The organism is Massilia sp. CT11-137 (assembly GCF_047302885.1).
GTDB lineage: Bacteria > Pseudomonadota > Gammaproteobacteria > Burkholderiales > Burkholderiaceae_D > Telluria > Telluria orientalis.
In genome coordinates, this window is sequence record NZ_JBKYMP010000001.1 from 1,261,314 (window position 1) to 1,276,293 (window position 14,980).

Here is a 14,980-nt window from a genome sequence, read left to right on the forward strand (position 1 = left end):
TACGACCTTTCCAACGATAGCAAGAGGTGAGCATGGCCAAGACGAATTTCCAGTACGAAAAACGCCAGCGGGAGTTGGAGAAGAAACGCAAGGCGGACGAAAAGGCGCGCAAGAAGCAGGAAGCCAAGCAGCACAAGGGTGAAGGCGGGGAGGATGGGCCAGCCCTGGATGAGGATTCCGGCGAGGAAGCGCAGCAGGAGCACAACCCCGCGTAGGGTGGGCACTCCGTGCCCACGCGTACGTCGCCGAACCGCATACGTCACGCGTGGGCGGAGGGCCGCCCACCCTACGGCGTTACGGCGGCCTCTTCCTCCTCGTGACCTTTCTTGAACCACGCCGCCACTCGCTTGCCCAGGCTGTCGAGATAGGTGTATGCCACCGGCACGACGACCAGGGTGAGCAGGGTCGACGTGATCACGCCCCCGATCACCGCACGTCCCATCGGCGCCTGCGTTTCTCCGCCTTCGCCCATGCCGATTGCCATCGGCAGCATGCCGAAGATCATCGCGAGCGTCGTCATCAGGATCGGGCGCAGGCGCACCTGGCCCGCTTCCATCAGCGCGTCGAACTGTGACCGGCCTTCGCGCTGGCCGTGGTTCGCGAAGTCCACCAGCAGGATCGCGTTCTTCGTCACGAGACCCATCAGCATCACGACGCCGATGATGGAAAAGATGTTCAGCGTCGTCTTCGTGATGAGCAGCGCGACCAGCACGCCGATCAGCGAGAGCGGCAGCGACACCATGATCGCGATCGGCTGCAGGAAGCTGCCGAACTGCGAGGCCAGCACGAGGTAGATGAAGATCACGGCAATGCCCAGGGCGACGCCGAAGCCGGCCATCGTCTCGTCCATCTGCTGGGCGTCGCCGCCGACGTCGAAGCGCACGCCGTCCGGCAGCTGCATGGCTTTCATTTCCTTGTTCACGTCGCCCATCACGTCGCCCAGCGGACGGCCTTCGAGGCCCGCGAAGACCGCCACGCGGCGCTGCAGCGCCTGGCGCTTGAGCATCTGCGGGCTCGTCGACGGGATGAATTGCACGACCTGGCGCAGCGGGACCATGACCGGGTTGCCCATCGCGTCACGCTTGCTCGATGCCACCGACAGGTCGGCCAGGTCGGCCACCTTTTCGCGGCCCGACTTCGGTAGCTGCACGTTGACTTCGTAGTTCTGGCCATCCGGCGCGAGCCAGCGGTTGGTCTGGTCGCCGGCGACGAACGGACGCAGCGCCGTGCCGATCTGCTGCACGGTGAGCCCGAGGTCGGACGCCAGCTCGTGGTTGATCTTGACGATGGTCGCCGGGTTCGCGCCTTCCTGGCTGTACTCGATGTCGGCGATGCCGCGGATCTTGCGCATCTTGTCCATCAGCGTGTGGGCGACCGCGTCCAGCTTCGCCTCGTCATTGCCGAGGATGGCGATGTAGATCGGGCGCTGGCCCACCGTCAGCGAGATGCCGGCGATCTTTTCCAGGCGGTCGCGGATGACTTTTTCCATCGCCTGCTGCGAGCGGCGGTGCGTCTTGTGCACGTCCGTCAGCTTCAGGTGCACTTCCGAGTAATTGCGGCCTTCCCACGAACCGACGATGGTCGAGACGCTTTCGATTTCCTTGAACTCGGCCAGCGCCGCCTCGGCCTGGCGCAGTTTCGCATCCGAGTAGTCCAGGCTGGAACCGATCGGCGTCTTCAGGCGCATGTGGATGTAGCCGTCGTCGACCTGCGGCACGAATTCGCCGCCGATCTTCGGCACCAGCATCAGGCTGGCCGCAAACAGGACGACCGCGAGCAGCAGCGTGGATTTGCGCCAGTCCAGCGCCAGCGCCAGCACCTTCGCGTACACGTCGTGCAGCCACTCGATGCCGTGCTCGATGCGCGCCATCAGGCGGCCCAGCCACGGCACGTACTTGAAGCGGCCCTTCACGGGATCGGGCCACACGGACGACAGCATCGGGTCGAGCGTGAAGCTGACGAACAGCGACACCAGCACGGCCACGGCGACGGTGATCCCGAACTGCAGGAAGAAGCGGCCGATGATGCCCTTCATGAATGCGATCGGCACGAACACGGCGACGATGGCGAACGTCGTCGCCATCACGGCGACGCCGATCTCGTTGGTGCCGTCTTCCGCGGCGCGCACGTGGTCCTTGCCCATGCCGAGGTGGCGCACGATGTTTTCGCGCACGACGATGGCGTCGTCGATCAGCAGGCCGATGCACAGCGACAGCGCCATCAGGGTGAGGAAGTTCAGCGTAAAGCCGAAGTACTTCATCGCGATGAAGCTGGCCAGCACCGAGATCGGCAGCGTCAGGCCCGTGATGATGGTGCTGCGCCACGAGTGCAGGAAGAAGAACACGATCACCATGGTCAGCAGCGCACCTTCGAGGATGGTGTCCTTGACGTTGTCGAGCTGGCCCTGCACGTTCTTCGCCTTGTCGTCCAGGATGCGGAACTGCACGTCCTTCGGCAGCGTCGTCTTCATCGCCTCGATGGCGGCCTTGACGCCGGTGCCCACCTGCACGGTGTTGGCGTCCTGGATCTTCGCGATCTCCAGCGTGATCGAACGCTCGCCGTTCACGCGCGAGATCGACTGTTCCTCGGCGGCGCCGTCGGAGATGTCGGCCACCTGGCTCAGGTAGATCGGGCCGCCCGTGCGGTTGGCGACGACGATGCGCCGGAAGTCGGCCGCTTCCTTCATCTTGCCTTCGATGCGCACGAGGTTCTCGCGCGCGCCGTGGCTGATGCGGCCGGCCGGCAGGTTGGCGTTGGTCGTCGCGATCGCGTTCATCACCTCGTCGATGCCGACGTTGAGGCTCTTCAGCTGGTCGGGGCGGATGTCGATCAGCACCTGGCGGTCCTGCTTGCCGTTGACGCGGATCTGGCCCACGCCGGCCACGGCCTGCAGGCGCTTGACGATCACCTGGTCGGTCAGCATCGTCAGGTCGCGCAGGCTGCGCTCCTTCGACGTCAGCGCCAGCAGGACCACGGGCTGCGTGTTCTCGCCTTCCTCGCGGTACACGATGGGTTCTTTCACCTCGCGCGGGAAGCCGCCGCGGACGGTGCTGATGCGGTCGCGCAGGTCCTGCACGGCGCGGTCCATATCGACCGTCAGCTGGAATTCGATGCCGACGCCGGAGCGGCCTTCCCACGACGTGCTGCGGATCGTCTTGATGCCGCCGACGGTGTTCGCCGCTTCCTCGAGCGGGCGCGTCACGTCATTCTCGACCTGCTCGGGCGAGGCGCCGGGATACGCGGTCTCGATGAAGACGGCCGGGATCTCGACGTTCGGCATGCTCTCGACGCCCAGGCCGCGGTACGCGAACAGGCCGAGCACCATCAGGCCCACCATCACCATCGTGGCGAAGACGGGGTATTTGATACTGGTACGGGTGATCCACATGGCTCAGCCTTTCGCGTCCGGCAGTTTGACCTTGCTGCCCGGCTTGATGCCGTCCAGCGGCACGGCCAGCACCGTCATGCCGGCGTCGACGCCTTCCAGCGCTTCGACGACGCCTTCGTCCTGGTTGCGCAGGCCCAGCTTCACGGGCTGCGCGACGACCTTGCCGTCAGCGATGCGGTAGACGACGTCGCGGCCATTGTCCTGGCGGATGGCGCCGATCGGCAGCAGCGGATGCGCGGCCGACTTGTCGGTGACGATGGTGCCCTTGGCGAACATGCCGGCGCGCAGCACGGCGTCGGGATTCGCCACGTCCACGTACACGATCATGGCGCGCGAGCCCGCCTCGGTGGCCGGGTTGATGCGCGCGACCTTGCCCGTGAAGTTGCGGCCGTCGAAACCGTCGACCTTGAACTGCACGTCCTGGCCGACCCGGATGCGGGGGATGTCGGACGCGGGCACCTGGGCGTCCAGCGTCAGGTGCTTCAGGTCGACGATCGAGAACACGGGGCTGTCCGGCGCCAGCTTTTCGCCCGCCTGCGCGTGGCGCCTGCTGACGACGCCTTCGATCGGCGCGTGGATCGTCGTATCGGCCAGCGCGATGCGCGCGAGGTCCAGCTGGGCGCGCGCCGAGTCGACGGCGGCCTGCGCCAGGTCGACGGCGTTCGCGGACGTGTCGTACGCGTTCTGCGCAATGAAATTCTGCTTCAGCAGCGACGCGCTGTTGCTCATGTTTTTCTTCGCCATCGCCAGGCGCGCCTGCGCGTCCGCCAGCATGGCCTGCTGCTGCGCCACGCGGGCGCGCGCCTCGGCAGGGTCGAGCTGCGCGATCACCTGGCCGGCCTTGACGTCCATGCCTTCCTGCACGGCGGTCGACAGTACGATGCCCGACACCTTCGACTTGACGGTGGCCTGCGCCAGCGGCATGAGCGAACCGGTGACGGGCAACGTGACGGCCAGCGGGCGCGCCTCGATGCGGGCGATGTCGCGCACCGACAGCTCGTGCACGGGCACCGCCGCCGGTGCCGGCGCGGCCGTCGGCGCGGGGGCCGCGGCGCGGTGGGTCAGCGCATACGCGCCGGCGCCCGCCAGCGCGACGGCGAGCAGCGACAGCGCAATGACCTTGGCGCGGCGGCGCGGCGCCGGTTTCTTGGCGGGCTGGTCGGCGGACAAAGGCAGGGACTCGATCTTCATGGTTATTCTTTATGTGGTGGTGAGCGCGAGCGGAATGGAGAGCGCACGTGCTCCGTCCTGCCAGGCAGGATGGAGCTCCCAGCGCATGACGGCATGGTAGGTTTGTCGATGACGAACCGCTATCGGAATGCGACGAGCGGTGCAAAAGGGACGCTGAACTGCGAAAAATCCGGGGCGGACGTGCGGATGGCAGAAAGACACCCGATACTCAAACAACGTCATCCCCGCGCAGGCGGGGATCCAAGTTCGCCAGCGTTATCGCGACGCATGCAAACTTGGGTTCCCGCCTTCGCGGGAACGACGGGCGGGCGTCAGCCGTCCCCTGTCGGCGTCCCGGCCTGCTCGAACAGCCGCAGCCGCGCCAGCACCTGCCCGTGATCCGACGCCTCCGGCAACCCGAGATCGAGGTGGTCGTTCAGGTACACGACGTCGATGACCTCGCCCACCGCTCCCGGCAGCCCCGCATTGAATTCCGCCGACACGAGGATGTGGTCGATCGTGGAATGGTACCCATCATGGACGTTGGAAAAACCGACGTGCCGCAGATGGTCCTGGCGGCCCTGCAGCTGGCAGGCATCATATAAACGGTCGCCGCTGGGCGCGCCGAGGCCCAGCACGATGCCGGTCGTGACCGCGTCGGCCACGTCGTTGAAGTCGCCCAGCACGACGCGCGGACGGTGGTGCGTGCGGCCGATGTCGGTCAGCAGCACGCGCAGCGCGGCCGCTTCCGTGCCGCGCCGGATCAGCGAGCGCAGCGACGCCAGCGCGTACAGTTGCGGGTCGTCGCCCGTGTCGCCCGCGCGGTAGTCGGGGCGGCGCGATTTCAGATGCACGACCACCACGTCGGCGACGAGATCCGGCGTCAGCTCGATCGCCGCGTGCAGCGGGGCGCGGGTAAAACGTTCGGGGTCCCGGTTGCCGGGCGGCATCGCGATCCCGGGCGGGAAATAGGGCAGCTGGCGCGGGGCGTCCGCGAGGGGCAGGCGCGAGGCAAGGGCGACGCTGGGCGTGAGCTTCTCGGCGTCCGGGTCGGGATCGAAGCCGACGTGGATGGCGTCGCGGAAGCGCCGCGTGCGCGACAGCGCCTCGGCCAGCGCGGCCTGGGAGAACACTTCCTGGAAGCCGATCACGTCGGCGCCGAGCATGTCGATCTGGTGCGCGGTCCAGGCGATCTTCGCTTCGTATTCCTCGGGGGTGCTCGGTTCCAGGTTGTCGTACAGCCTGGCGCCCGGCGGGGCGAGGTTACACACGTTGAAGGTGGCAAAGCGAATCTCTTGCTGCATAATAAGCAACTCCTCCGTTTGCATTTAGCGTAACACGCATGGCCAAGAAAGAGCATATCTCCGAAACCCCGGCGACACAGTTCCTGCGCAAGCATGGGGTCGCCTTCACGGAGCACCCTTATGAATACGAGGAACACGGCGGTACGGCCGTGTCGTCGCGCGAGCTGGGCGTGGAAGAGCACGCCGTCGTGAAAACCCTCGTGATGCAGGACGAGGCGGCCAAGCCGCTGATCGTGCTGATGCATGGCGACTGCAAGGTCTCGACGAAGAACCTGGCCCGCGCCATCCCCTGCAAATCCGTCGAACCGTGCAAGCCGGACGTCGCCCAGCGCCATTCCGGCTACCTGGTCGGCGGGACGTCGCCGTTCGGCGTGCGCAAGGCGATGCCGGTCTATGTCGAGGAAAGCATCCTGCAGCTGGACAAGATCTATATCAATGGCGGACGGCGCGGTTTCCTGGTCGGGATCGCGCCGGCCGCGCTGGTGGACGTGCTGAAAGCCCGGCCGGTCAACTGCGCGCTGGCCGACTGACTATCGTCGGGCTCGGCCGATGGTGTATATTTCACGCGCGCCAGATTCCTGGCCGGGGATTATGAAAAGAGACTCATGTACACAATTCTGTTCACCATCGCAGCCTATTTGATCGGCTCGATTTCCTTCGCCGTCGTCGCGAGCCGCCTGTTCGGCCTCGCCGACCCGCGTACCTATGGCTCGAAGAACCCGGGCGCCACCAACGTCCTGCGCTCGGGCAGCAAGAAGGCGGCCATCGCGACGCTCGTCGGCGACTGCGCCAAGGGCTGGCTGGCCGTGTGGCTCGCGGTCCAGTTCGGCGAACGCTTCGGCGTCGAGGACGGCGGCGTGGCGCTGGTCGCCATCGCAGTCTTCCTGGGCCATCTGTGGCCGGTGTTCTTCCGCTTCGTCGGCGGCAAGGGCGTGGCGACCGCGCTGGGCGTGCTGCTGGGCCTGAATGTCTGGCTCGGCCTGGCGACGCTGGTCACGTGGCTCGTCGTCGCGTATGCGTTCCGCTACTCGTCGCTGGCCGCGCTCGTGGCCGCGATCTTCGCGCCGTTCTATTACGGACTGCTGTTCGGCGCGGACGAAAAACTGTTCGCCGTCATCGCGATGAGCCTGCTGCTCCTCTACCGCCACAGCAGCAACATCGGCAATCTCATGGCCGGCAAGGAATCGAAGATCGGCAGCAAATCGAAGGGCGCCGCGACCGCCAAACCGGCAGTCAAAAAGAAATAAACCAAAACCGGGGTCAGAGCCCGGTTTTTGGAAATTGCTCCGAACACTATTTGCCGAATTTGTTTGGCGCGCTGCTCCCTTTCGTTCGATGTGTCACCATATGCCATCCGCTGCAAAAACGATGTAGCGTCAGTGAATACAATATGAAAGGCGGTGAAACGTGAGCAAGCAGATGAGAATCGATTTCGTGTCGGATGTGTCGTGTCCGTGGTGCGTGATCGGCCTGAAATCGCTCGAACAGGCACTGGAGCGGGTGGGCGGCGACATTACGGTCGACATGCACTTCCAGCCGTTCGAGCTGAACCCGGGCATGGGTCCGGAAGGCCAGGACATCTTCGAACACATCACCGAGAAATACGGCTCCACCCCCGCCCAGCAGGAACAGTCGCGCGAGATGATCCGCCAGCGCGGCGAGGCCGTCGGCTTCACGTTCGACATGAGCAAACGCGGCCGCATCTACAACACCTTCGACGCGCACCGCCTGCTGCACTGGGCGGAAGGCCAGGGCCGCCAGCAGGCGCTGAAGGAAAAGCTGTTCGAGGCGTATTTCACGCTGGGCGAGAACCCGGGCGCGCACGACGTGCTGCTGCGCGCGGCGGGCGAGGTCGGCCTCGACGTGGAGGCCGCGCGCCAGGTGCTGGCATCCAACGCATATGCGGATGAGGTGCGCCAGCTCGAGTACTACTGGCAGCGTGCCGGTATCCGCTCGGTGCCGGCGATCGTGATCAACCAGCGCCACCTGATCTCCGGCGGCCAGCCGCCCGAGGTGTTCGAGCAGGCGCTGCGCCAGATCGCACAGCAGGACGAGGAGCTCGAGCAGGACGAGGAACCGGCCGCCTGAGCGGTTCTCAGTTCAGATCGAGCACGATGGGCTGGTGGTCCGAGGCCGACGTCTCGGACTGCACGCTCATGTCGGCCACGCGTCCCGCCAGGTCTTCCGTGACGAAGAAATAATCGTAGCAGTCGGGCTTTTCCGGCCATTTGAAGCCATGCAGGCCCGCCGTCGGGGCGCGCGGGATGTCGCCGTGATGCACGCGCCAGGCGTCGACGAGGCCCAGCGCACCGCTTGATGCGGGTGCCAGCAGGGCGCGATAGTCTTCCGAATCCGGACCAAGATTGAAATCGCCGCAGTAGATCGCCGTGCCGGGCCTAAAGCCGAGCTGGAACGGCGGCTCGAGCGCGGGTTCCGGCTGGTAGACGGCGGCGCGGGCGCACGCTTCCTCGTGCAGTTCGCGGATGCGGGCGATCTGCGCGCGGCGCTGCATGGGCGAATAGTATTCGAGGTGGGTCGTCAGCACGCGCAGCTTGCCGCCGGGCGCTTCCAGCACGGTTTCGATCATCCCGCGCGGCATGCCGGCCGGGTGTTCCGGATCGACGGGCCAGGGCAGCATGTGGCGCTGCGCCTGGGTGATGCGGTATTTGGACAGCAGGAGATTGCCGAACTGGCGGGGCAGGTTGTTCCGGTAGATTTCGCTCGGCGCCTGCTCGATCATGTGGTACCCGCCGAATGCGCCGGCCAGTTGCTTGAACTGGCTCGCGCTGGCGCTGCCCTCCAGTTCGGGATGGTTGGCGGCCACTTCCTGCAGGCAGATCACGTCGGGATTCAGCTTGCGCAGCACATCGATGATTGCGTGGATCCGGATGCGCCCGTCCCTCCCACAGCCCCAGTGAATATTCCAGCTAACCACGCGCATTCGATACCTCCGTAAAACTCAACTGCCAGAGTTTGCCATTCTTTGGAGAATGACGGTCACACGGTAGGATCGATGTCAAGGTTACAAGTTCACCTGATTGGGGCCGTTTTAGAAACGGCGGGCGTTGCTGCGCCGGTGTTCCGCGCCTTCCTTCAGCAGCTGGTCCGCCTCCGCGGCATCCTTGGCCGTGAGGTCGTCACCCGTCTGCTTGACGAGCGCCAGTTCCTGGATCGCGGCCGGGTATTCGCGGTCGGCCGCGCGTTCCAGCAGGTCGCGCGCGCGGCGTGGATCGGCCGGCACGCCGTCGCCGTCCTTATACGCGTTCGACAACAGGAACATCGCATGCGCATCGCCCGCCTGGGCCGCCACGCCGAGCCAGTGCGCGGCAGCCGTTTTATCCTGCGGGATGCCGTCGCCGTTCTTCAACAGCAGCGCGAGCTTCAGCGCGGCCTTCGGGTGCCCTTGCTGCGCGGCCTGGCGGTACCACTGCGCGGCCTGGGCGTTCGTACCCGGGCGGTCGCGTTGCAGCTCCCCGAGTTGATGGGCGGCTTCCGCGTCGCCCTGGCGTGCCGCGCGCAGGAACAGGGCGCGCGCCTGGTCGTCGCGATGGCGCTTCCGGTACAGCAGCGCGAGCTCGCGCTCGGCCACCGGCATGCCGTCGGCGGCCCAGTCCCGCAGGCGCTGCTCGGCGGCGTCATCGCCGCGCTGGGTCGCGGCCATCGACACGGCCTCGATCTCGGCCGGCAGCGGCGCGCGTCCGCAGCCGGCGAGGAGGGCGAGCACCAGCGCGGAGGCGAGTCGGCGCTTCATGCCGGCTTACTTCGACAGGTCGATCGCATATTTCGCGAACCCGCTCGCGTCCAGCCCGCCCTCGGCCGTGACGCTGGCGAGACCCGCGGCCTGCGCCAGCGCCAGGTGGCCCGGCGCCGAGCGCAGGATCACGGGGCCGGCGGTCGCCGTCTTGACGAAGCGCCAGCTGCGCGCGCCGCCGTTCGCGGCCAAGGTGACCTTGCCGGTGGCCGCGCCGATCTTCTGCAGGTAGTTGCTGACGACGGCCTGGTTCGCGTCCGGCGACTTGATGATCGTCTTGCTGCCGTCGATGCCGGGGAAGTTGCCGCCGCCGCCCGCGCGGTAGTCGTTGGTGGCGACGATGAAGTCGTCCGTCTCCGCCACCGGCTTGCCCTGGTACGTCAGGTTGACGATGCGGCTGCCGGCCGGCTTCGTCACGTCGATCTGGTATTGCAGCGCGTTGTTCTCGGCGTAGAACACGTCGTAGTTGTAGATCGTGCCGTACGACGGGACGAGGTCCTGCTCGGCGGTCGCTGCCGGATCGATGCGCGCGAACTGCTTCGCGGCCGTCTCCAGCCAGTTCTTCAGGTCCGATCCCTTGATCTTCACGGCCTGCAGGTTGTTGTTGCTGTACAGGTAAAGGTCGCCCGGGTTGCGGACTTGCAGGCCAAAGGGCGCCGCCGGCGTCGCGCCCGGTGCCACGTCCGTGAAGTCCGACGGCCCGTTGCGGCCCGCCTTGAACGGCGCGCTGCACGAGATCACGGGGATGTTGTTATAGCTCGCCAGCGTGGCATCCGTGCTCGTCGCGATGGCGTTCTTCACATAGTCGATCTGCGCCTGGTTCACGAGCTGGATCGCCGACACGTCGCCGACGAGCGCGAAGTACGACGACATCTCGAAATCCGTCGCCACGCCCAGCGGCTGCTTCGCATACGCGATCGTGGCCTGGTGCTCGGTCTGCACGGCAGCCGCGATGGCCGGGTCGGCCGCGACGCTGGTCGTGCCGTCCTTGTACTTGTAGCCGCGCGATTCGACCGTCGTCCGCGCCGGCTGCACGACCCACTTGCCGCCCTGGTACGCGAGCGTCAGCTTGACGATGCCGAGGCGCCGCCCCCAGCTCTGCGCCATGACGGTCGGCACGCCGTTGACGAAGCCGTTCACCGCATCGACCCTGGCCGATGCGGGGATCGCCGCGAACGACGGATCCAGCGCCGCGGCGCCCGTCTCTTTCCCCTTCGGGAAGATGAGGTGCGAGTGGCCGATCAGCAGGGCGTCGATGCCGGTCGTGCTGAGGTGATAGCTCTGGTTTTCCATCTTCGGGCTGTACGTGCTCGTGTCCAGGCCCCCGTGCGACAGCGCGACGACGAGGTCCGCGCCCTTGCCGCGCATCTCCGGCACGTATTGCTGCGCCGCTTCCACGGCGCCGCCCACGGCCACCTTGCCGGTCAGGTTCTTCTGGTCCCAGTCGAGGATCTGCGGCGGCACGAAGCTCATCACGCCCACGTTGACGGTGACCGGCATCGTCTCGCCGTTCGGCTTCGTCGCCGTGAAGTTGCGCGCGAGGATGCGGTACGGGTCGTAGATCGTCTTGTTCGTGGCGACCGCGGTCACGTTCGACAGCACGAGCGGGAAGTTCGGCCCGCCGCAGGTGCCGGCCGGCTTGGAGACGCCCGGGATGCCGAAGTCGGTGTTCGTGACCTGGCTGAGGAACGGCAGGCCGTAGTTGAATTCGTGGTTGCCCAGGCCGCCCGCATCGTATTTCAGCGCGTTCATCGCCTTGTGCACGGCCAGCGTGTCGGCGCACTTCACGGGCGCGGTGACGGCCTGCAGGTCGGCCAGCAGGGTGCCCTGGATGACGTCGCCGTCGTCGAACAGCAGGTTGTTCGGATTCTCCGCGCGCGCCTGCTGGATCAGCGTGGCCGTACGGTCGAGGCCCAGGGTCGCGTCGTCGGCCAGCGAGTAATAGTTGTAGCCCAGGACGTTCGAGTGGATGTCGGTGGTCTCGAGCAGGGCGAGGGACACGGTGGTGCCTTCGGGGATGACGTTGGCGGGCGTGGATGGCTCGCCGCAGCCGGTGAGGCCGGCGGCAACCAAAGGGCTAGCAAATGCGGCGAGCAATGCGTGATTGCGTTTCAAGATGTTGGTCCGGTTGTGATGGAAACCGGCCGCACTCTATCTTGATGGGATGACAACGGTATGACAGGCATGCGCCACGCCGGCGCACGCCGCACGGTTCCGGACGCGCATGCGCCGCCGTCTGGCAAACCCGTGCGGACCGTTGCACGCAATCGGTGTGCGGCCCCGTTTTTCATGGTGCGTCGGCACAACGACGGTGCCGACGCACCAATTTGCGTGTTGGCACGGCAATTGCTGTATTGACCATGAGGGCGCCGGAGCTGGCCACTCCGCCGCCGCAGCGTTGTCTCTTCTTTCGATTGCCTTCTACAAGGACCAACATGACCGATACAACCAATCCGACCCGCCGCCGCCTGCTGGCCGCCGGTGCCACGGCCTCGCTCACCGGACTCGTCTCCGGCGGGGTCTTCGCCGCCGGCTCCGACAAGCCCGAGAAGACCGAAGTGAAGGTCGGCTTCATTCCCCTGACCGATTGCGCCTCCGTGGTGATGGCGTCCGTGCTGGGCTTCGACAAGAAGTACGGCATCAGGATTGTCCCCAGCAAGGAATCGTCGTGGGCCAGCGTGCGCGACAAGCTGGTCAACGGCGAACTGGATGCCGCCCACGTGCTGTATGGCCTGATCTACGGTGTGCAGATGGGTATCGGCGGTCCGAAGAAGGACATGGCGGTGCTGATGAGCCTGAACCAGAACGGCCAGGCCATCACCCTGTCGAAGAAATTGGCCGACGCCAGAGCCGTGGACGGCCCGTCGCTGGCGAAGGTGATGAGCACGGACAAGCGCGAGTACAGCTTCGCCCAGACCTTCCCGACCGGCACCCACGCGATGTGGCTGTACTACTGGCTGGCCAGCTACGGCATCAACCCGATGAAGGACGCCAAGGTGATCACGGTGCCGCCGCCGCAGATGGTGGCGAACATGCGCGTCGGGAACATGGACGGCTTCTGCGTGGGCGAACCGTGGAACCATCGCGCCATCGTCGACGGCGTCGGCATCACGGCCGCAACCACCCAGGACATCTGGAAAGACCACCCGGAAAAGACCCTCGGCACGTCGCTCGAATGGGTCAAGAAATACCCGAACACGGCGCGCGCCCTGGTGGCCGCCGTGCTGGAGGCCAGCCGCTGGATCGATGCGAACATGTCCAACAAGGTCAAGATGGCCGAGACGATCGCCGACAAATCCTATGTCAACACCTCGGTGGACGTGATCAACCAGCGCATCCTGGGCCGCTACCAGAACGGCCTGGGCAAGACGTGGGACGACCCGAACTCCATGAAGTTCTACAACGACGGCACGGTCAACTTCCCGTACCTGTCGGACGGCATGTGGTTCATGACCCAGCACCGCCGCTGGGGCCTGCTCAAATCCGATCCGGACTACCTGGCCGTGGCGTCGAGCGTCAACCAGGTCGCGCTGTACCGCGAGGCGGCCGCCATGGCGAAGGCCGACGTGCCGAAGTCGCCGATGCGGTCCGCGAAGCTCATCGACGGCGTGGTGTGGGACGGGAAGAACCCGGCCGCGTATGCCGCCGCTTTCAAGATCAAGGTCTGAACCGGAGGACATCATGAATACCGTCGTGAATTCGACAGCGGGCGCGCACGCCGTGCCTGCCCGGCGTGCCCTGGCGCTGCGTGTGCCGAACGGCCGCGCGCTGTTGCTGGCAGTGCTGCCGCCGGTGCTGGGTCTCGCCATGCTGGTGCTGGTATGGCAGCTCGTCTCCGCGAACAACAGCAACTTCCCGTCGCCCTTCGTCACGTGGCAGGCGGCCGTCCAGCTGTTCGCCGACCCGTTCTACAGCAACGGGCCGAACGACCAGGGCATCGGCTGGAACATCCTCGCGTCGCTCGAGCGGGTGGCGCTGGGCTTCGGCCTCGCCGCGGCGGCGGGCATCCCGCTCGGCTTCCTGATCGGCCGCTCGCGCTTCCTGGCCGGCATGTGCAATCCCATCGTCAGCCTGCTGCGCCCCGTGTCGCCGCTGGCCTGGCTGCCCATCGGCCTGCTCGTGTTCAAGGCCGCGAACCCGGCCGCCATCTGGGCCATCTTCATCTGCTCGATCTGGCCGATGATCATCAACACGGCCGTCGGCGTGCAGCGCGTGCCGCAGGACTACATGAACGTGGCGAGGGTGCTGAACCTGTCGGAGTGGAAGGTCTTCACGAAGATCCTGCTGCCCGCGGTGCTGCCGTACATGCTGACCGGCGTGCGCCTGGCGATCGGCACGGCGTGGCTGGTGATCGTCGCGGCCGAGATGCTGACCGGCGGCGTGGGCATCGGCTTCTGGGTGTGGGACGAGTGGAACAACCTGAACGTGCCGCACATCCTCATCGCCATCGTCGTCATCGGCGTGGTCGGGCTGGTGCTGGAGCAGGCGCTGGTCGCACTGGCCCGCGCCGTCACCTACGAAGAGAGTGGATCATGAGCGAACCGAAATTCATCGAAGTGCAGCAGGTCGAGATGCTGTTCGACACCCGCAAGGGCCGCTTCCACGCGCTCACCGACGTCAACCTGAAGGTGGCGCGGGGCGAGTTCATCACGCTGATCGGCCACTCCGGCTGCGGCAAGTCCACGTTGCTGAACCTGCTGGCGGGCCTGACGCGCGCCAGCGAGGGCGTGTTGATCTGCGCCGGCCGCGAGATCGCCGGACCGGCGCCGGAGCGCGCGGTCGTGTTCCAGAACCATTCGCTGCTGCCGTGGCTGACCTGTTTCGAGAACGTCTACCTGGCCGTCGAGCGCGTGTTCGGCGCCCGCGAAGGGAAGGAGCAACTGCGTACCCGCACGGCCGATGCGCTGGCGCTGGTGGGCCTGACGCACGCGGCGCAGAAGCGGCCCAGCGAGATCTCGGGCGGCATGAAGCAGCGCGTCGGCATTGCCCGCGCGCTGTCGACGGAACCGAAGGTGCTGCTGATGGACGAGCCGTTCGGCGCCCTCGACGCGCTGACCCGCGCGCACTTGCAGGACGAGTTGCTGCGCATCGTCGCCCAGACGGAGTCCACGGTCGTGATGGTCACGCACGACGTGGACGAGGCGGTGCTGCTGTCGGACCGCATCGTGATGATGACGAACGGCCCGGCCGCGACCATCGGCGAGATCGTGGACGTGCGCCTGCCGCGGCCGCGCGAGCGCGTCGCGCTGGCGCACGATGCGCTGTACAACGAGTATCGGACCCGGGTGCTGGAGTTCCTGTATCACCGGCAGGCGAGGCCGGCGAAGGAAGCGGCCTGACGGATGAAGCATGGCGGGCTCGGGGAGC

General features: G+C 66.3%; 13 protein-coding genes. 7 read left to right on the forward strand and 6 right to left on the reverse strand.

Annotated features, from left to right (window positions below; translation table 11 throughout):
* The first annotated feature begins 32 nt into the window (after positions 1 to 32).
* A complete protein-coding gene (locus ACEN98_RS05765) occupies positions 33 to 215 on the forward strand; it encodes a hypothetical protein (protein WP_413382394.1) in 183 nt (60 codons plus the stop codon).
* 71 nt (positions 216 to 286) lie between these two features.
* On the opposite strand, the gene ACEN98_RS05770 is transcribed toward ACEN98_RS05765, so the two are convergent.
* The 3 genes from ACEN98_RS05770 to ACEN98_RS05780 form a co-directional block, all read right to left on the reverse strand.
* A complete protein-coding gene (locus ACEN98_RS05770) occupies positions 287 to 3,388 on the reverse strand; it encodes an efflux RND transporter permease subunit (protein WP_413382397.1) in 3,102 nt (1,033 codons plus the stop codon).
* A 3-nt stretch (positions 3,389 to 3,391) separates the two neighbouring features.
* Complete coding sequence (locus tag ACEN98_RS05775) at positions 3,392 to 4,579, reverse strand: efflux RND transporter periplasmic adaptor subunit (protein WP_413382400.1); 1,188 nt, start codon at positions 4,577 to 4,579, stop codon at positions 3,392 to 3,394.
* Positions 4,580 to 4,890: 311 nt separating this feature from the next.
* Positions 4,891 to 5,862, reverse strand: a complete 972-nt coding sequence (locus tag ACEN98_RS05780; protein ID WP_413382403.1) for an endonuclease/exonuclease/phosphatase family protein — start codon at positions 5,860 to 5,862, stop codon at positions 4,891 to 4,893.
* Positions 5,863 to 5,900: 38 nt separating this feature from the next.
* Between ACEN98_RS05780 and ybaK the strand changes: the two genes are divergently transcribed.
* The 3 genes from ybaK to ACEN98_RS05795 all read left to right on the forward strand — a co-directional run bounded on the left by ybaK (position 5,901) and on the right by ACEN98_RS05795 (position 7,950).
* On the forward strand, positions 5,901 to 6,392 hold the full coding sequence (gene ybaK, locus ACEN98_RS05785) for a Cys-tRNA(Pro) deacylase (RefSeq protein WP_371768992.1): 492 nt from the start codon (positions 5,901 to 5,903) through the stop codon (positions 6,390 to 6,392).
* Positions 6,393 to 6,467: 75 nt separating this feature from the next.
* The gene (plsY, locus tag ACEN98_RS05790) at positions 6,468 to 7,109 is read left to right on the forward strand and encodes a glycerol-3-phosphate 1-O-acyltransferase PlsY (RefSeq protein WP_056130155.1); all 642 of its coding nucleotides are present in this window, start codon (positions 6,468 to 6,470) and stop codon (positions 7,107 to 7,109) included.
* A gap of 172 nt (positions 7,110 to 7,281) precedes the next feature.
* Positions 7,282 to 7,950, forward strand: coding sequence for a DsbA family oxidoreductase (locus ACEN98_RS05795; protein WP_413343727.1), 669 nt, complete (start codon positions 7,282 to 7,284; stop codon positions 7,948 to 7,950).
* A 7-nt stretch (positions 7,951 to 7,957) separates the two neighbouring features.
* On the opposite strand, the gene ACEN98_RS05800 is transcribed toward ACEN98_RS05795, so the two are convergent.
* The 3 genes from ACEN98_RS05800 to ACEN98_RS05810 all read right to left on the reverse strand — a co-directional run bounded on the left by ACEN98_RS05800 (position 7,958) and on the right by ACEN98_RS05810 (position 11,731).
* The gene (locus tag ACEN98_RS05800) at positions 7,958 to 8,803 is read right to left on the reverse strand and encodes an endonuclease/exonuclease/phosphatase family protein (protein WP_413382407.1); all 846 of its coding nucleotides are present in this window, start codon (positions 8,801 to 8,803) and stop codon (positions 7,958 to 7,960) included.
* Positions 8,804 to 8,911: 108 nt separating this feature from the next.
* Positions 8,912 to 9,613, reverse strand: a complete 702-nt coding sequence (locus ACEN98_RS05805; protein ID WP_413382410.1) for a tetratricopeptide repeat protein — start codon at positions 9,611 to 9,613, stop codon at positions 8,912 to 8,914.
* 6 nt (positions 9,614 to 9,619) lie between these two features.
* Positions 9,620 to 11,731 (reverse strand): bifunctional 2',3'-cyclic-nucleotide 2'-phosphodiesterase/3'-nucleotidase, encoded by a 2,112-nt coding sequence (locus ACEN98_RS05810; RefSeq protein ID WP_413385954.1) that lies wholly within the window; start codon positions 11,729 to 11,731, stop codon positions 9,620 to 9,622.
* A 317-nt stretch (positions 11,732 to 12,048) separates the two neighbouring features.
* Between ACEN98_RS05810 and ACEN98_RS05815 the strand changes: the two genes are divergently transcribed.
* The 3 genes from ACEN98_RS05815 to ACEN98_RS05825 are packed head-to-tail and all read left to right on the forward strand — an operon-like array spanning position 12,049 to position 14,952.
* Positions 12,049 to 13,281 (forward strand): CmpA/NrtA family ABC transporter substrate-binding protein, encoded by a 1,233-nt coding sequence (locus ACEN98_RS05815; RefSeq protein WP_413382413.1) that lies wholly within the window; start codon positions 12,049 to 12,051, stop codon positions 13,279 to 13,281.
* A 13-nt stretch (positions 13,282 to 13,294) separates the two neighbouring features.
* Complete coding sequence (gene ntrB, locus ACEN98_RS05820) at positions 13,295 to 14,149, forward strand: nitrate ABC transporter permease (RefSeq protein WP_413382416.1); 855 nt, start codon at positions 13,295 to 13,297, stop codon at positions 14,147 to 14,149.
* Entirely contained in the window at positions 14,146 to 14,952 is an 807-nt protein-coding gene (locus ACEN98_RS05825) for an ABC transporter ATP-binding protein (protein ID WP_413382418.1), read from the forward strand. The genes ntrB and ACEN98_RS05825 overlap by 4 nt, the downstream gene beginning before the upstream one ends.
* Positions 14,953 to 14,980: the final 28 nt, after the last annotated feature.